The following is a 16,724-nucleotide window of genomic DNA, read 5'->3' as shown; positions in this document are numbered from 1 at the left end:
CTCTCTCGGTCCCACTGACCGCCGCTCCCCTGGGGAGAATCTGGGGAGAACACGACCCGTTGGGGGAGCGGCTGGTGAGACTCGACCGCACAAACCAGCATTACGACGAAAGCACCGGAAACGATCACCGGCGCAGGTCAGGTTGTCCAACCACCAGATTGCTGCAGGTCAGCGCCCCGAGGGTGACGACTTCAAGAAGATCTCCTCCTGGGCCGCCATCCTGTTTGCTCCCACGCTGGTCGGCACCATCTACGGCATGAACTTCGACACCATGCCGGAACTGAGCTGGACCTTCGGGTATCCGTTCGCGATCGGGCTGATGGGTGTGGTGTGTGTGAGCTTGTACTTCATCTTCAAGCGGCGGGACTGGCTGTAGGGCTGTCGTTCGAATGGAGACAACAGAATCCGTGCCCGGGCGTTCTGGGTACTCCTACCGATCCACACTGCCCAGCCACAGCACGTCCCGGGCCCGGGTCATCGCCACGAAGAGCTGGCTGCGCAACAGCTCTTCGCGTTCACATACTGTTTCGGGCTTCTCAGGGGCCCCGGGGCCGCCGGACAGCGCACCGCTCGGCAGGGCGGCATCGTGCTGGGGAAGAAATACCCGCTTGAACTCCAGCCCCTTGGCCCTGCGGTAGGTGCCCAGTTTGACCGCGTCGACAGGGCGGCCGTCATAGTGCTCCAACAGGCAGACCGGGATCTCCTCCCTGCTGAGCAGCCGCTGATAGTGGTCGATGGCACGCCTGGAGGGGCACAGCACTGCGGTGTCCGCCCGGGCTCCGTCAGGCAGGCCGCGCAGTGCGTCCACGAGCGCCTGGTCGTGTTCCGCCAGGCTCGGCTTCGTGACGCGGACCACCTGTCCGTCGTGGTAGGTGAGATCGACGTCCCGGCGGCCGGGTGTGCGCAGGCCGTCGATGTCATCAAAGGAGTCATCGGCGACGACAGCAAGGGCTATGTCGAGGATCTGCTTGCTGTTGCGGTAGTTGGTGTGCAGGACTTGTCCCCGGTCGCCACGGACGTCGATGCCGGCATCGGCAAGGCGGAACCCACCTGGGTAGACGGCCTGTTGACCGTCTCCGACGAGCAGCAGCCCGTTGGGAACATCGCCGACCAGGGCGTGCAGGAGTCGGACCCCGACGAGGGTGAGGTCCTGGACCTCGTCAACGATCACCGCCGCATATCGCGGCCCGTCCGTGCGCCGTGTCGCCTCTGCCAGCGCAAGGGTGAGCACGTCGTTGAAATCGTGTACGCCGCGCTCCACTCGTAAGGACTCGTACTCCTCGAGCAGCGCCCACACGGCCTGCCGGTGCGGACGCCGCAAGGTCGCCCTGCGGCGGCGCCGGGGCACGGCCGCGTACTCCTCGAAAGCGGTGATGCCGCGGCCCTTGATGACGTAGTCGATCTCCTCGCGCCAGTAACCCGGAGCCGGGTCGATCTCCGCCAGGCAGCTGTCGCGGCCCACGTGCTTCCAGGCCAAGCTGAAGGCGGTCATGGCTTTGTCTCCGTGCAGCCGGACCTGGACGCCGCGCTCCTGCAGGAACTCCTGGGCCCAGGAGTGCAGGCTGCGGAAGTCCACCCGATCCGCGACGGCCGGGGACATTGCCTTGAGGAACGTGCCCTGCACCCGGGGCAGGTTGTTGGCGAAGGTGACGTACAGAATCCGGCCGCCGGCGCGTCGGGCGAGATGGGCCGCGCGGTGGAGGCCGACGACCGTCTTGCCCGTTCCCGCGGGGCCACTGATGCGTGCCGGGCCCGACCAGTTGCGGCGTACCAGCGCGACCTGATCGGGGTGGAGGAACGTCATCCACTGCTCGATGGGGGCCTGAAGCGCCTCCACCATAGCGGCATCCCGTAGACCGGCCAGGTCGAACAGGCCGTCGGATTAATCCTGTTGAGGGCACACCGAGAGCGGCTGCGCCGTCTTCCCGACCGCCGACCCCTCGTAGTCGGGGAAGAATCGCTCCAGATGATCGGCTATCACGCGGACCGATTCCGTGGGCAGCCTCCGACGCTCCGACAGCAGTGCGGGGCCGATCTCGTGTTCGCCCAGCAGCCGGACCCTGCCGATCCCGGCGTTGATCCGCTGCCCCGCAAAGACCATGAGCGGCTGCACTGCCACCGGAGACAGGCCAAGGGAAGCAACCGCGCCTTCAGCGGTCTTGGTCACGGCCAGGAGTTTCGCCACGTGCTCATCGCGCGGCTCGCCCCCGGCACGCAGCTTGCCGCCTGAAGTCTCCGCAGCAGAAACCCAGTTCTTTACGTCGACGACGAAGACCCCGCCGGGGCCCACCAGCAGCATGTCCACATTGGCGGAACGCGTCCCCGGCCACCGGCGATCCACGAGCAGGCGCCACCCACGTTCAGTGCGCACCAACAGCTGGGCAGCGACACGGCGTTCACCCTCACTCGCGGCTTCCCACTGACGCGCCTGTCGGCGGGCAGCCTGCCACTGTTCACGCAGCTGCCGTTCCTGCCGTCGTGCCTCCTGCGCCCGTCGCGACGCCGACCCGCCTGCTGCCATGCCCAGCCCCCTCATTCGCGGAGCAGCGATCGTAGGACGGTCCGCGACTTGAGCGGGAGGGCACACAATCGCCAAGCCGGAGTCCGTCGTCCTCGCCTCCACCCTCGTCGGCACAACGGGGAGGCCGGTTGGTGGTGGTGACGGAGTCGCTTGAGGGCGCTCACCTCATGCACGGCGAGCGCGCGCGGGTGCGTCGGGGCGCTGCCGTCGGCATTCGGCCCCGTGCTCGGTCACTTGGCCGTGCTCGGGGCGCTCCCTCCCGGGGCGATCAGTCCCGTCTCGTAGGCGAGGACGACGGCCTGGACACGGTCGCGCAGGTCCAGCTTCGACAGGATGCGGCCGACGTGGGTCTTGATCGTGGTCGGGCTGAGCGAGAGCCGGGTGGCGAGTTCGGCGTTGCTGAGGCCCGTCGCGAGGAGGCGCAGTACCTCGAGTTCCCGCGTGGTCAGGGCGGACAGATCGCGGTGCGGGGCGTCGGTCCGGGGTTCGTCATGCCCGGCGAAGCGTTCGATCAGGCGGCGGGTGATCGTGGGGGCGAGGAGGGCGTCGCCGGACCGCACCAGGCGCAGGGCGGCCACCAGGTGTTCCGGGGAGACGTCCTTGAGCAGGAAGCCGCTGGCACCGGCCGTGAGCGCGGCGTAGACGTAGTGGTCGAGGTCGTAGGTGGTGAGGATGATGACCCGGGTCTCCTGCGGGCCGTCACCACCCAGCATGCGCGGGGTTTCCCGCGAGCCGTCACCGCCCGGGCTGCGCGGGACTTCCTGCGGACGGCCACCACCCAGGCTGCGCCAGGTCTCCTGCGGACCCTCACCGCCCGGCATGCGCAGGGTTTCCCGCGAACCGTCACCACCCAGGCTGCGCGGGACTTCCTGCGGACGGCCACCGCCCAGGCTGCGCCAGGTCTCCTGCGGACCCTCACCGCCCGGCATACGCCGGGTCTCCCGGGGGCCGCTGCCGAGGATGCGCCGGGTGGCCTCGATGCCGTCCATCTGCGGCATCCGGATGTCCATGAGGACGACGTCGGGGCGCGTGCGGCGGACCGCTGCGACGGCCTCGGCCCCGTCAGCCGCCTCGGCGGTCACCTCGATGCCGTCCGCGGCCAGAATCATCCTGAATCCGGTGCGCACGAGGGCCTGGTCGTCCGCGATGACCACGCGCAGCGGCGGCTTGTCCGCTGTCATTCCGCGCTCCTCGGGATGCGGGCCGTGACCCGGTAGCCGCCGGTGCGTGTCGGACCGGCCGTCAGCTCGCCGTCATAGACCGCCAGTCGCTCGCGCAACCCCAGGTGGCCACGGCCGTTGCTCTCCACCGGTGCGGAACCCCGCACGCCACCCGTGTCCGTGACCTCGATCCGCAGACTGGTGTCGGTGTAGTCGATGGACAGGGACGCCTCCGCGCCGCGCGCGTGTTTGAGGGTGTTGGTCAGCGCCTCCTGCACGACGCGGTACGCCGCGAGGTCCACGCCCGGTGGCAGCGGTTGCGGCGGCAGCGACAGCGCGACGCGCACGGGCGTCCCGGCAGCGCGTACCCGAGCGACCAGCGCGTCGAGCTGCGCGAGCCCGGGCTGGGGCTCCAGGCCGTCGGGCCTCTCGTGGTCCGCGGCCGCCAACAGGCCCATCACATGGCGCAGTTCCGCCATGGCGGCCCGGCCGCCCGCCTCGACGGCCAGCAGTGCCTCCTTGGACTGCTCCGGCATCACATCCATCACTGTGCGCGCCGCGCCCGCCTGGATCACCATCACGCTCACATTGTGCGTGACGACGTCGTGCAGTTCGGCGGCGATGCGGGCGCGCTCTTCCTCAACGGCCCGGCGCATGGCCTGTTCCTGAGCCTGCTGCAGTTCGGTGACCCGTTGCCTGCTGGACGCCAGTCGTAGGTGCAGGAGGCGGACGAGACTGGCCAGCATCCCGGACACCAGCAGCACGAAACCCGGACTGGACCACCCCGGGACCACCGGGTCCGCGTGACGGAAGACGACGCCGGACAGCACAGCGGCGACCACCAGGACGGTGATCGCCACGATCTGGTGCCGGCTGTGCACGACGGCGCTGTAGGCGGCGATGACGCAGGTCAGGAGGGTGATCCAGGAGGCGGAGCTGCCGATGGCCAGGCTCGCGCCGAGCACGGTCGCGAAGACGGCCAGCGGGTAGCGGCGCCGGAGCACGAGCGGCAGGGTCGACAGGAGGACCAGGGTCCAAGGCACTGGAGGAAGGTCTTCCGCCACGGGTGCCTGATCGGGACCGGGCGGCGGCGGGGCCGGGACCCCGGTGCCGGCGTCGATCGTGGGTGGGTCGGGGGCCACCGGCCCGTCGCCGGGATAGCGCACCGCGACGAACACGGCGATGACGGTCAGGACGATCGCCAGCACCACATCGGCGCGCACCGCCCGCCCGGGCAGCGGGGCGGCCTTCGCCTCGGGGCGGAGCGCGTCGATGAGCTGCTGCCGCCTGCCGCGCCGGTGTTCCGTCTCCATCCGCCCATTGTGCTGAGCTCCGCGCCCCACCCGCGTCCGCCTGCCCGGCCAGGGCATCCTCCGCAGGTCCTCGTTCTCGGGGAGGAGTCCGCGGCCGGATCGTCCGGAGGAAGGGGGTGATCTCGGTTCCGCGGCCGACGCGCCCCTCCGGTAGCGGCCCCTAGATTCACCGGGCCGACCACGGCATGTGCCTCTCGCGACCGCAAGACCACAAGGACGGGCCTCTCGCATGACTCAGCTGATCCAACTGAAGGGTGTGGCCAAGCGCTACGACGGCACCGGTGCGCCGGTGCTCGGTCCGCTCACGCTCAGCGTCGCCAAGGGGGAGGCCCTTGCCGTGACGGGTCCTTCCGGCAGTGGCAAGTCCACGCTGCTGAACCTCGTCTCCGGCCTGGACAGACCGACCGACGGTGCCGTGATCGTGGCCGGGAGGCGGATCGACCGGTTGAGCGAGCACGCCCTCGCCAGGTTCCGTCGCGCGCACATCGGCATGGCCTTCCAGTTCTTCCACCTTCTCGACGACCTCACCGTCAGCGACAACATCCAGCTCCCTGCCCGGTTGACCGGGGTCGGACGGCGCGAGGCGGCGTCCCGCGCGGGTGAACTCATGGAGATGCTGGGAATCCAGCAGCACGCCCGCGCCTGTCCGGGCCGCCTGTCCGGGGGTGAACGCCAGCGGGTCGGTGTCGCCCGGGCGTTGGTCAACCGGCCCGAGCTGCTGCTCGCCGACGAGCCCACCGGTGCGCTCGACACCGCCTCGGGCCACGACGTCCGCGACCTCCTGACGGACCTGCACCGCGGTGGCCAGACCATCGTGCTGGTGACGCACGACCTGTCGCTGGCGGGGGCGGTCGCGAGCCGCACGATCCACCTGGTCGACGGTCACCTCACCCTCGACACCCATGCGCGGGCCGTCCGATGAGCCCGCTCGGCAACGGCGCCCTGCGCCGGATCGTGCGCTCCGGGGTGAGCCGACGGCGCGTGCAGACCGTCGTGATCGCCATCGCCACGATGACGGCCGTGGCTTCGGCCGTGGTCGCCGGTTCCCTGATGATCGCCGCGTCCGCGCCCTTCGACCACGCCTTCGCGCGGCAGCGGGGCGCGCACCTCACCGCACAGTTCGATCCGGCCGAGGTGAGCGCGGCGAAGCTGGCGGAGACCGGCGAACTGGACGGCGTCGCCGCGAGCGCGGGGCCGTACTCCTCCACGGCGTTCCGCCCGGTGGATCGGACGGGCTTCCGCCTTCCGACGCTGAGCCTGGTGGGGCGGTCCGGTGCGGACGGTGCCGTGGACCGGGTGGAGCTGAAGTCCGGCCGGTGGGTGCGGAAGCCGGGCGAGATCGTGCTCAGCACGGAGTTCGAGGGGCCCGCCGTCGAGATCGGCTCCCCCCTCAGAACGTCGGGCACCGCGCACGCCACGACCCTCACGGTCGTCGGCTTCGCCCTGTCGACCAGCGGGACCGCCGACGCATGGGCGACCCCGGCGCAGGTCGACGCGGTGGCGTCGCAGGGCCTCCCCCGCACGCGTCAGATGCTCTACCGCTTCGAATCCGCGGACACGGAACAGCAGGTCCGCGTCGCCCGGGCGAGGCTGGCCTCCGCCACGGGCCCCGGGGCACTCCTCGGTACGCGGTCCTGGCTGGACACCAAGCGCGCGGCGGATCAGGGGGCGGCCGCGACCGTCCCGTTCGTGATGGCTTTCGGTGTGCTCGGCATCGTGATGTCGGTGATCATCGTCAGCAGCGTGGTCAGCGGTGCGGTCGGCACCGGTCTGCGCCGGATCGGCATCCTCAAGGCCATCGGCTTCACCCCGCACGAGGTCGTCCGTGCCTACGTGGCCCAGGCGGCGATCCCGGCCTGCGTCGGCATCGCCGTGGGCGTCGGTCTCGGCAACCTCCTGGCCGTGCCGCTGCTGGCGGACACGGAGTCGGTGTACGGCAGCGTCTCCCTCTCGGTGGCGTGGTGGGTGGATGCCGCGGTACCCGCCGCCGCTCTGCTCGTCGTGGCGCTCGCGGCGGTGATTCCCGCACGGCGGGCCGGAAAGCTGCACACCGTCGAGGCCCTCACGGCCGGCCGAGCCCCACGCACGGGACGCGGGCGGTGGGCGCACCGGGCGCTCGGGCGGCTGCCGCTTCCGCGACCGGTGACCTACGGCCTCGCGACCCCCTTCACGCACCCGGTCCGTGCTCTCGCGATGCTGCTCGCGGTGGCGTTCGGCACGGCCGCGGTGACCTTCGCGGTGGGGCTGACCTCGTCCTTGGGCGCGATCAGCACGTCGCAGGACCCCGAGAGCCGCGCCTCGGTCACGGTGACGACGGTCAAGCCGCACGCCGTCGCTCCCCCACCGCCACCTCCCGTCGCGGGCGGCGGGGCGAGCCCGACACCCGTGGGCGACAGCATGCCGGACCCGTCCGGGAACAAGGCCGCCGATCCGGCGAAGGTGCGGTCCGCCATCGAGTCCGAGGCCGGCCTGGGCTCGTACTACGGCAAGCTCCGGACCGAGGTCGTCGTGGCCGGCATCTCCGGCTCGGTCCGGGCCGGCCTCTATGAAGGCGATGCGCGTGACGGCGCCTACGAGATGCTCTCCGGGCACTGGCTCACCGGTGAGGGGCAGGTCGTGGTGCCCACCCGCTTCCTGGAGCGGACCGGCACCGAGATCGGCGACACCGTGCGGGTGACGTACGGAAAAGAGAGTGCCGACTTGAGGATCGTGGGTGAGTCCTTCGACGCTTCGGGCGATCAGCTGGAGATCCACGCGGACATGGCCGACTTCCCGTCGGCCGAGCCCGGCACGTTCCTCGTCACGGTGAAGGACGGCGTCTCGGCGGGCGACTACGCCCGGAAGCTCGCGTCGGTGGTGCGGCCGCTGGGCGGCGACGCCACGACCGCACCCCCGGCACAGCAGGAGGGGGCCATCCTCCTCATGAGCGCGATGGCGGTGCTGCTCACCCTCATGCTGGTCGTCGTGGCCGGCCTCGGCGTGCTCAACTCCGTCGTCCTCGACACCCGGGAACGCATCCACGACCTGGGCGTCTGCAAGGCGATCGGCATGACGCCGCGGCAGACCGTGAACCTCGTGCTCGCCTCGGTGACCGCGATCGGCGTGCTCGGCGGGCTGACGGGCGTGCCGGTGGGGTACGTGCTGCACCGCCTCGTCATGCCGGTGATGGCACACGCCGTGGGCACCACCATGCCGTCGTCGGTGCTCGATGTGTACGGGCCGGCTCGGCTGCTCCTGCTGGGACTCGGCGGGGCCGCGCTCGCCGTCCTCGGCGCGCTGGTCCCGGCGGGCCGGGCGGCCTGGGCCCGTACGGCCGCCGCACTGCACACCGAGTAGCACCGGTGCGGCGCGTGGCCCGGCGTGAGCAGGGCGCGGTCGGGGCCGTGCGGGCCCCCGGCCGGGCCGCGGCGCGGGGGCCTAACCTTGACGACCATGCAGTCATACACGATCGGTCAGGCGGCACGGATGCTCGGCGTCAGCCCGGACACGGCGCGCCGGTGGGCGGACGCGGGCCGGGTGGCGACGCACCGCGACGAGGGCGGCAAGCGGCTCATCGACGGTAAGGACCTGGCCGCCTTCTCCGTGGAGCTCGCCCAGGGCGGAAGCGGCGAGGAGGAGGCTTCCCACACCTCGGTACGCAACGCCTTCCCCGGGATCGTCACCGCGATCAAGCTGGGCGACGTGGCGGCCCAGGTCGAGATCCAGGCCGGGCCGCACCGGCTGGTGTCGCTGCTGACGCGGGAGGCCGTGGAGGAGCTGGGCCTGGAGGTGGGCATGACGGCCACCGCCCGGGTGAAGTCGACGAACGTGCACGTCGACCGCGGCTAGGGCTCCGGCGCGCCGACGTACGGCACGGGCCGGGCCACACCCCACGGCCAGGGCCTCGGCGGCGGCATCAAGCACCAGGCGTCAGGCCTCAGCCGTCAGGCCTCAGCCGTCAGGCCTCAGCCGTCAGGCCTCGCTCCGCAGCACGGCGTACCGCGCGGGCCAGTCCGTCACGCCCGGCTGTCCGCCGAAGTCGGCGATCCGGAGGTCGAGCACGGTGAACCACGGGGCCACCGCGGTGCGGAAGGTCTCCTCGGTGGTCCAGGACGGGCCGCCGGACTGGTCCAGGGCGTCCTCCTCGCCGAGCGCGGCGGCCCCGACGTGGACCCACAGTCCGCCGGGCCCGCACGTCCGGGCCATCGCCGCGGCGAACCTGCGACGCTCACGGTCAGTGGGGCAGGTGTGCAGCACACCCCGGTCGAGGACCACCGGGAACGGGTCCGGGGGCGCGGGGCCGGTGACGTCACGGACCTCGTACCGCACCGGCGAACCATCCGGCGTGCGGCGGCGGGCCTCCTCGATCGCCCGGGGCGAGAAGTCGCACGCCGTCACGGCGTAGCCGCGGGCGGCGAGCCAGCGCGCGGTGGTGCCGAGCCCGCAGCCGACGTCCAGGACGCGGGCCGGGGGCGGTGCGTGCGCGGCGAGGAGATCGCCGAGGACGGGCGGCGGCTCCTCGTCCCAGCGGGCGGCCACGGACTCGTACGTGTGGTCCCATTCGGCCGCGTTGAGGGAGCGCGGCGGCACGGCTTTCCCAGGGGGCATGGTCCTCGGTTCCTCTCCGTACGGTGATCCGGTGCGGGCCGTCACCCCACGACCGGCCAGCGGGTGATGCGGGAGGGCAGCCACCACAGCAGGGAGCCGACCCGGTGCACGAGGCCCGACGCCAGGAACGCCTCGATCTCCCGCGGCCGGAAGTCCGATGCGCGGGCACCGTCCAGGAGTGACGCCAGCTTCTCCTTGTTCACCTTGCGCATGAGGACGCGCCGCTGCGCTCCGTGGCGCAGGTCGGTGACTTCGATGAACCCCACGCCGCGCCGGTAGCCGCACTTGTTCATGTGGAACGTGGTGCGCCACTGATCGAGGACGGCGCCGCCGTCGGGACCGGCCACCGAACGCGGGGGGTACAGATGGCTGAAGAGCCGCCATGCTCCGATCTCGCCGCCGAGGTCCAGGTCCCAGTCGACGGACAGGCCGTGTCCCGTCAGCTCCCGCACGTGGGTGAGCCCTCGGACCGCCGACCGGTCGCTTCCGCTCCCGCCACGGCCGAGGACCACGGGCCCGGGGAGGGCGACGTGCTGGGTGCCCCGCGCGACCAGCTCCGCGACGGAGCGCACAGCGGTGTCCCCGTACGGCTCCTCCCCCATGAAGATGCCGTCCTGCGCGCGTGTCTCCTCGTCGCGTTCCCGCCAGCACCGGAGCGCCGTCGCCGCGCCCGCCTCCGGAGCGCGGCCCGCCGGGCCGTGGAGCAGTGCGGGCACCAGCGCCGGGCCGCCGTCGTGGGTCACCCAGCGCATGAGGTCCTGGTTGGCGGCGTACGGTACGACGTGCACGGTCTGGCCGCCGTCCTCGAAGAGCAGGCCCAGCGTGCGCCAGCGGGACAGCAGGTCCGCCACGTCCTGCGCGTCGACGTCGTGGTCGTCCGCCCGGAGCTTCCTCAGCAGGACGTCGTCGGTGCACGGCTGTTCCAGGAGCCGGAACGCGGCCGTCTCCCAGGGCTCCTCGATCCGCAGGGTGCGCCAGGCGAAGCCGGGCCGGGTGTTGGTCAGGACGACGGAGTCCGTCAGGTCGCACTGCGTGAGGCGCCCTCGGGGGAACTCGTGCCGCCAGGCCTCGATGGCCTTCTCCAGGCGCTCCGCCTGCGTGGGCGAGATGCCTCGGTGCGCCGCGTCGAAGACATAGGCCATGTCGCGGAGTTCGGCTTCGGGGAGGTCGTAGATCACCGCGTAGTGGGCGGCGGGCCGCAGGTCGCCGAAGCCCAGTTCCGGGCGGTTGAAGTAGGGGCTGAAGCGTTCGATGGCGATGCGGGTGACTCCGTTGGGCGGGGCGAGGTGGTGGAGGGCGGGGAACTGGTCGATCACCGACTCGTAGTCCTCCTCGGTCTCGTCCGGGAAGCCGAAGAGGTGGTTCCACACGACGCCGAGGCTCACCGACTCCGCGTCCCGCAGCATGCGGACGTTCTGGCAGCCGGTCACGCCCTTGTCCATCAGCTTCAGGACACGGCCGCTGAGGCTCTCGATGCCGGGCTGCACGTAGTGGATCCCGGCGGCGACGAGGGAGGCGAGCTGCTCGCGGCGCATGTTGGACTTGATCTCGTAGCTGATGCGCAGGTCGCACCCGGCCTCCGCGAGCCTCGGGACCACCGACCGCAGATAGGCCATGTCGAGGATGTTGTCCGCCACGGCGACGTTGAGCACGCGGTGGCGTTCCGTCATCGCGAGGAGTTCGTCGACGAACCGGTCCGGGCTCTTGCTGCGGAATTCCATGAACGATCCGTTGAGCCCGCAGAAGGTGCAGTGGTGCTTCTGCCCCCACCAGCAGCCGCGTGAGCTCTCCACCACCAGGTGGGGCTCGGCCATGGCTCCGGCGCGGGAGGCCGCGTGCTGCTCGAAGTAGTCCGTGTAGTCCGGGGTGACCAGCGCCGACGCCGGCAGCGGGGCCGCGCTCATGGCATTGGCGTGCGACGTGCCGTCTTCGTCGCGCCAGCACAGCCCGGGGATGTCCGCGGGGCTCGACCCGTCGCGGAGGCAGGCGAGGAGCCGCGTGAACGACACCTCGCCCTCGCCGCGATTGACGTAGTCGACGAACGGGAAGCCGCGGTGGAGCGCGGCGCCCTGCGGGCCGTCGCAGTTCCCGCCGCCGAGCACCACGCACACCTCGGGCGCGGCCTCCTTGATGAGCCTGGCCGCGGCGAGCACGGCGCTGTTCTGCGCGAAGGTCGTGGAGAAGCCGACGACGTCGGGCCGGTCGGCGAGGATGCGGCCGACGAGCGAGGCGATGTACTCGGGGGCGAGCGCGTGCAGGTGGCGCCCCTTGTTGAGCATGTCCCCCGGCACGGCCCCCGCCACGAGGTCCGCGAACTCGTCGTTGCGCCACCGCGGGTCGTCGTACAGCGCGGAGGAGAAGATCCACTCGCTGTACCCGGTGAAGTAGGAGTCCCAGCAGAAGGTGTACTCGGCGCGCGTGAGCCCGGCCCGCTCGGTGATCCAGTCGAGGTAGTCCAGATTGGCGTTCACGACGTCGACGCGGCTGTCCGGGAACTCGTCCGTGACGCGTCGCTTGAGGATCCCCAGGGCCAGGGAAGGGAAGTCGATCGAGGCCCAGGGCATGTTGACCAGGGTGATGTGCACCGTGTGACTCCTTCAGCGTGACGGACGCAGGGCCGGTAGCGGTTCCTCGCACGGGACACCGGCGTCCGCGGCGGCGAGCTTGCCGAGCAGGGAGCGGCCCCGCGCGCTGGTCGCGGCCAGGAGCCCGTCCGGCGCGGCCCCTCGGGTCACGTGATCCGTCGGCAGCGCGTACACCTGTTCCCGTACGGGATCGGCCAGCAGGAAGGAACCGCCGTCCGGGCCGTTCGGGGCGAGTCCCGGCGGAGCGCACCGGATCCATGGATGCGGACGCAGCGCCGTCGGCCGTGCCGGGGGCCGCGCCGCGGCTTCGGCGGGTCCGGCCCCCGCCGCGGAGATCCGGCGCATGCCGTGCTTGAGCCGCTGGAGCATCTCGGGGCGCCCGGGGCCGCCCGCGACGGTGTGCCGCGTGCCCACCCTGCCGCCCAGGTAGTTGAGTTCGCGGTTGTCGGCGAACGCGGCGGAGCCGTCGAGGGCCACGCCGAAGCTCCGCGGCTCGGCGAGCAGCCGGGTTCCCGGCTCGACCACCATGAGTTCGAACGCGTCCACGGCGAACTTCTCGCGGTTGCGCTCCAGGAAGCGGAGCGACTCCTCGGCCTCCTCCTCGGTCTCGTCCAACAGGCCGCCCATGACGGAGAGATTGACCCGGATGCCCGCCGCCGCGAGGTTGTCGAGGACGGTCTGGAAGTCCGCGGCGCGGACGCCCTTGTCCAGCCTGTCGAGCAGCCGCTGCGTGACGCCTTCGTAGCCGACGGCCATTCCCTCGCAGCCGAGTGCCGCCAGCTCCTCGCAGAAGGCCGGGTCGAGCAGGACCGGCTCCAGGCGGTTGCGCGTGTTGAACCGGACGCGGAGCCCGCTGTCGCGCACCAGCCGCATCGCTCGGGCGAGCAGGCGCAGGTTGGTGTTCTCGTCGACGACGGTGACGAAGTCGATTCCGGTGCTCTCCACGATCCGGCGTACCGTGTCCGCGAGTTGTCGCGGTGAGGCCTGCTGGTAGGCCCCGCGGGCGAGGGACCGGTTGCCGTAGGAACAGAAGACGCAGCGCCCCCAGAAGCAGCCCACGCAGGACACCATGGACAGGACGACGGTGTCGTTGAGGTAGGAGTGCACCTTCAGACCGCCGTAGTCAGGCGCGCCGACGTCCTTGAAGCGCAGCGCGGGCGGTCGGCCGGGGGCGGTCACGCCGTGGGGGCCCAGCCACCTCATCCCCGGCACGTCGTCGCGCGGTGCCTTTCCGGCGAGATGGGCGAGCCAGCGCTCCAAGGGTTCTTCGCCCGCCGTGACGCAGAGCGCGTCCACCGCCGTCCGTACGGAAGCCATGGCGGCCAGTTCGTCGTGGCGCAGCATGATCTGCTGTCCGCCGAGGCAGACGGGTGTGCCCGGGCGGAGCTCGCGGATCCACCGGGCGAGGAGCAGGGCCGGCGCCACCTGGCTGAAGAAGGCGACCGATATGCCGACCGCGCGCGGCGCGGCCTCGTCCAGGGCCTCCCCCAGCAGACCGCGCAGCTTCCGGGTCGCGAGGTCGAGGGAGCCGACCGGTGCTTCCGACAGGCGCAGCACCGCTCGGTCGAGCGAGTCGAAGTCGTCCCAGACGCGTGCCAACGCCGAATTCCGCAGCATCAGTTGGGCGGCCTGGCGGGCCAGGCGCACCGCGCGCACGGGGCCGAGGCGGGGCGCCGGGCTCTTCGTCAGGACGAAGCCGCGCACCTCACCGAGGTGCCGCAGGGCGGCATCGGCCACCGCCGCCCGGTACCAGGTCGGCAGGTCCTGTGCCGCGTGCAGGGCACGGGCCTGCCGCGCGAGCGCCGGGCCGTCGAGGAGCCGATGGACCAATTCGATGCTCAGATCGACCTGATGCGCGGAATGGCCGGACCGGCGGACGTGGCCGGCGAGATACGGCAGGCTCAGATACGGAAAGAGCGTCGCCTCCGTCAGCGGCGGAAAGAGCAGCAAGAGATCCATGCCATCCGTCCTCGTCCGGGCGGATGGAGCCGACCGGGTACGCGAGGGCGCCCCGCCCCGAAGGGGCGCACCATCCTCGACGATCGCGAAGGGAGAACCGAAAGAGCCCACAAGCGGGCGGCGCTCCGGCCTCGCGAAGGTCAGGCACCACGTGCCTGCCGCGAGGCCGCAGAGGCGTCCCTGCCCCTCTGCCGTTCTGGTGGCGTACTGAACGCCGGAGAAAGCGGAAGGCCTTGTGGGCTCCTCACGAACCGATGCGGTCGGGGCCGGTCAGCCCGTCGCTGTGTCCGACGAGCGGTCGGCGTTCTTGGCGATGTAGTTATAGGCCGTGGACGAACCACTGACGTGCAGTTCATCCATCTCGAGCACCTCTAGCTCGCCGAGGTCGCTCTCCACCTCGGTGCTCATCTCGATGTCCATGAAACCTCCATGCGCGAGTGGTGCGGGAAACTGGAGTGGACTTCTGGGCCTTCGGTCCTCGAACAGGCTCGCCGTGACATTTGATGACGGTCAAGGGCGCTATCGAGCCATGGGCACGTGACGGGCGGGCGTGAGGGACGGCGGCCGTCGGCCCCGGCTCCCGCTGTGACTTCCGGCCAGCCGGGAGCCTCCGCCGTCGTGACGCCGGGCGGCCGGGAGCTCGCGGGCCGTCGAGCGGGGCCCTCCGCCCCGAGCGGCGAGAAGCCGACCGCGGCGCACCTGGCGTGGCGCCGTCCCCGCTGGCCGGACGCGGGGGCGCGCGGCGTCATCCGCCCGCACGCGCCCGGCGTCGCGGCGGCGGCCTCGTGCTCCTCCAGGGTTTTTCGCCGGGACCGACATCGCGGAGCCGTGCACAATGATTCGGCCTTTCGCCTTCTCGATGGAGAAGATCAATTCCTACAGCGATCCTCCGGTTCCATGTCCGGATTTAGCCATCCCCTGTCGATCCGCTTCCTCGATGAACGGAGGCGCTCGCTGCGACTGCCCTTTCGGGCAAGGCTTTTTGCCCTTTGAGGGACGGCTCCGAAGAGCAAAAGAACGACGCGGTGGGTCCGTTGGGGTGCGGGGCTCGGGCGTGGGTCCGGTCCGAGCCGGATTGCATTTGGTTTCAGCCGTTCCGCATTCCGGTTCACGGTTCGTGGTGTTGGCATCTACTCATGGCGTGTACGGTTTTCATAGGGAACTCGACGACTGAGGGAGAGGTCGCCACGGAATATCCCAGCCAGCGCCTCCAGAAAAAACACCAAAAGAGCGAGGTCGCCCGGGCCCCCCTCCAGGGTGGAGCCAGGACGACCTCTGCTGCGGATTTCCTCGCGGTGTAAGCGGGGATTCAGAAGCGCACCGGGAGGGAGCCGAGAGCGGTGCCCTTGCCGGGGACGTCGAAGTACTGGAGTTCCTCGGGCTTGACCGCGAGCTCCATGCCCTGGTTCTGGATCAGGAACGTGTTGATGACGATCTCCGTCTCCAGCTGAGCCAGCGCGGCGCCCGTGCAGTAGTGCGAGCCGCTGCCGAAGGAGAGGTGGCCGACGCCGGCACCCATGTCACGCGCGACGTCCAGCTTCAGCGGGTCCTTGAACTGCCGCGGGTCGTGGTTGACGCCGAGCAGCGAGGGGATCACCGCGTCGCCGGTCTTGACCGGGCAGCCGCGGAACTCGAAGTCCTCCGCCGCGTAGAGCGGTCCGCCGGTCGGCACGGACGTGGCGAAGCGGATCAGCTCCGGCACGGTCCGCCGCGCGAGCAGCTTCGGCTCGGCACGCAGCTTCGCCAGCTCCTCCGGGTGCGTGAGCAGCGCGAGGATCGCCTGGCCCAGGAAGTGCGCGGGCGGCGCGATGCCCGTGCTCGTCAGGAGCAGGAAGATGGCGATGATGGTGTCATCGGTCAGCAGGTCCTGGTCCGGGCCCCCGGGCTTGGTCAGCTCGGAGATGAGGTCGTCGGTCGGCTCGGCGCGACGGCGTGCGATGAGCTCCTTGTAGTACTCGATGATGCTGCCGATGGCCGAGACCAGGCGCTCCGTGTCGTACGACACGAACTCCATGATCCAGCCCATCAGCTTGGGCTGGTCGGCCTCCTCGACGCCCATGAGCTCGCAGATGGCCGCCGCGGTGAACGGGTAGCCGAGCTCCGCGATGAGGTCGCCCTCCTTCTTCGCCGCCAGAGCGGCATAGGTGTCCGCCGCGCTCTTCTCCAGGCCCGCACGGAGCGCGTTGACGCGGCGGGCCGTGAAGGCGCGCGCCACGACGTTGCGCATCCGCGTGTGCTCCTCGCCGTCGGACAGGCCGAGGAGACCGAAGTACTTGAAGTACTCCCGCGGCATGCCCACCTGCTCGAGCATCTCGTCGGTGAGGCTCGGCCCCTCCGCGCCCGGCAGCTTCGACTGGTCCCGGATGAAGCGCGAGTCGTGGAGGACCTCCTTGGCGTCGTCGAAGCCGGCGACGAACCAGACCGGGGACTCCAGGCCCTCGATGGCGGCCCGGAAGAAGGAGCCCTGATCACGCAGGGTCCCGTACTCCGCGGGGTTGCTCACGGTCTTGTTGCTCAGGGTGGTGATCTGCTCCGTCACGGATCTCTCTCTTCTTGGTGTGGCTGCGAGGGGCCCCTCACCTGGCAGGTGAGGGGTACG

General features: G+C 71.0%; 12 protein-coding genes and 2 pseudogenes. 4 read left to right on the top strand and 10 right to left on the bottom strand.

Annotated features, from left to right (window positions below; genetic code table 11):
* Positions 1–190 precede the first annotated feature (190 nt).
* Positions 191–376: pseudogene (locus MQV74_RS31560) on the top strand (CorA family divalent cation transporter); the annotation flags it as partial.
* Between the two features lie 54 nt (positions 377–430).
* On the opposite strand, the gene MQV74_RS31555 reads toward MQV74_RS31560, so the two are convergent.
* The 5 genes and pseudogenes from MQV74_RS31555 to MQV74_RS31540 form a co-directional block, all read right to left on the bottom strand.
* Positions 431–1,840, bottom strand: a complete 1,410-nt coding sequence (locus MQV74_RS31555) for a UvrD-helicase domain-containing protein (RefSeq protein WP_242725561.1) — start codon at positions 1,838–1,840, stop codon at positions 431–433.
* Between the two features lie 42 nt (positions 1,841–1,882).
* The gene (locus tag MQV74_RS31550) at positions 1,883–2,521 is read right to left on the bottom strand and encodes a nuclease-related domain-containing protein (protein WP_242725558.1); all 639 of its coding nucleotides are present in this window, start codon (positions 2,519–2,521) and stop codon (positions 1,883–1,885) included.
* A 230-nt stretch (positions 2,522–2,751) separates the two neighbouring features.
* Entirely contained in the window at positions 2,752–3,375 is a 624-nt protein-coding gene (locus MQV74_RS41435) for a LuxR C-terminal-related transcriptional regulator (RefSeq protein ID WP_441349360.1), read from the bottom strand.
* A gap of 96 nt (positions 3,376–3,471) precedes the next feature.
* Positions 3,472–3,702 (bottom strand): annotated as a pseudogene (locus MQV74_RS41430) (response regulator transcription factor); the annotation flags it as partial.
* On the bottom strand, positions 3,699–4,994 hold the full coding sequence (locus tag MQV74_RS31540; RefSeq protein WP_242725555.1) for a sensor histidine kinase: 1,296 nt from the start codon (positions 4,992–4,994) through the stop codon (positions 3,699–3,701). The gene MQV74_RS31540 and the pseudogene MQV74_RS41430, both read right to left, overlap by 4 nt.
* 229 nt (positions 4,995–5,223) lie before the next feature.
* Here MQV74_RS31540 and MQV74_RS31535 point away from each other — a divergent pair, with 229 nt between their 5' ends.
* From MQV74_RS31535 to MQV74_RS31525, 3 genes are all read left to right on the top strand, one after another.
* The gene (locus tag MQV74_RS31535) at positions 5,224–5,916 is read left to right on the top strand and encodes an ABC transporter ATP-binding protein (RefSeq protein ID WP_242725552.1); all 693 of its coding nucleotides are present in this window, start codon (positions 5,224–5,226) and stop codon (positions 5,914–5,916) included.
* Positions 5,913–8,330, top strand: coding sequence for an ABC transporter permease (locus tag MQV74_RS31530; protein WP_242725549.1), 2,418 nt, complete (start codon positions 5,913–5,915; stop codon positions 8,328–8,330). Before MQV74_RS31535 ends, MQV74_RS31530 begins: the two co-directional genes overlap by 4 nt.
* A gap of 96 nt (positions 8,331–8,426) precedes the next feature.
* Positions 8,427–8,822 carry a TOBE domain-containing protein gene (locus MQV74_RS31525; RefSeq protein WP_242725546.1) on the top strand — a complete coding sequence of 132 codons (396 nt, stop codon included), beginning with the start codon at positions 8,427–8,429 and terminating at the stop codon, positions 8,820–8,822.
* 123 nt (positions 8,823–8,945) lie between these two features.
* Here the strand turns inward: MQV74_RS31525 and MQV74_RS31520 are convergent, their stop codons facing one another.
* From MQV74_RS31520 to MQV74_RS41225, 5 genes are all read right to left on the bottom strand, one after another.
* Positions 8,946–9,581 (bottom strand): class I SAM-dependent methyltransferase, encoded by a 636-nt coding sequence (locus tag MQV74_RS31520; protein WP_242725543.1) that lies wholly within the window; start codon positions 9,579–9,581, stop codon positions 8,946–8,948.
* Positions 9,582–9,622: 41 nt separating this feature from the next.
* Positions 9,623–12,166: a RiPP maturation radical SAM C-methyltransferase gene (locus tag MQV74_RS31515; protein ID WP_242725540.1), complete on the bottom strand. Its 2,544-nt coding sequence runs from the start codon at positions 12,164–12,166 to the stop codon at positions 9,623–9,625.
* Between the two features lie 12 nt (positions 12,167–12,178).
* Positions 12,179–14,125 carry a B12-binding domain-containing radical SAM protein gene (locus tag MQV74_RS31510; RefSeq protein ID WP_242725524.1) on the bottom strand — a complete coding sequence of 649 codons (1,947 nt, stop codon included), beginning with the start codon at positions 14,123–14,125 and terminating at the stop codon, positions 12,179–12,181.
* A 270-nt stretch (positions 14,126–14,395) separates the two neighbouring features.
* Positions 14,396–14,545 (bottom strand): hypothetical protein, encoded by a 150-nt coding sequence (locus tag MQV74_RS31505; RefSeq protein ID WP_242725522.1) that lies wholly within the window; start codon positions 14,543–14,545, stop codon positions 14,396–14,398.
* Positions 14,546–15,434: 889 nt separating this feature from the next.
* On the bottom strand, positions 15,435–16,664 hold the full coding sequence (locus MQV74_RS41225) for a cytochrome P450 (RefSeq protein ID WP_242725519.1): 1,230 nt from the start codon (positions 16,662–16,664) through the stop codon (positions 15,435–15,437).
* Between the last annotated feature and the right edge of the window lie 60 nt (positions 16,665–16,724).

This window comes from Streptomyces sp. AN091965, assembly GCF_022698285.1.
In the GTDB taxonomy this organism is placed as follows: Bacteria; Actinomycetota; Actinomycetes; order Streptomycetales; family Streptomycetaceae; genus Streptomyces.
Note: the sequence above shows the minus strand (reverse complement) of the source record. Positions and strands in the feature narration are given on the sequence as shown.

Excerpts from the sequence above, each read along its gene's own strand:
- MQV74_RS31555 (WP_242725561.1), bottom strand. The coding sequence starts at position 1,840 with ATGGTGGAGGCGCTTCAGGCCCCCATCGAGCAGTGGATGACGTTCCTC.
- MQV74_RS31550 (WP_242725558.1), bottom strand. The coding sequence starts at position 2,521 with ATGGCAGCAGGCGGGTCGGCGTCGCGACGGGCGCAGGAGGCACGACGG.
- MQV74_RS31540 (WP_242725555.1), bottom strand. The coding sequence starts at position 4,994 with ATGGAGACGGAACACCGGCGCGGCAGGCGGCAGCAGCTCATCGACGCG.
- MQV74_RS31535 (WP_242725552.1), top strand. The coding sequence starts at position 5,224 with ATGACTCAGCTGATCCAACTGAAGGGTGTGGCCAAGCGCTACGACGGC.
- MQV74_RS31530 (WP_242725549.1), top strand. The coding sequence starts at position 5,913 with ATGAGCCCGCTCGGCAACGGCGCCCTGCGCCGGATCGTGCGCTCCGGG.
- MQV74_RS31525 (WP_242725546.1), top strand. The coding sequence starts at position 8,427 with ATGCAGTCATACACGATCGGTCAGGCGGCACGGATGCTCGGCGTCAGC.
- MQV74_RS31520 (WP_242725543.1), bottom strand. The coding sequence starts at position 9,581 with ATGCCCCCTGGGAAAGCCGTGCCGCCGCGCTCCCTCAACGCGGCCGAA.
- MQV74_RS31510 (WP_242725524.1), bottom strand. The coding sequence starts at position 14,125 with ATGGATCTCTTGCTGCTCTTTCCGCCGCTGACGGAGGCGACGCTCTTT.
- MQV74_RS31505 (WP_242725522.1), bottom strand. The coding sequence starts at position 14,545 with ATGGACATCGAGATGAGCACCGAGGTGGAGAGCGACCTCGGCGAGCTA.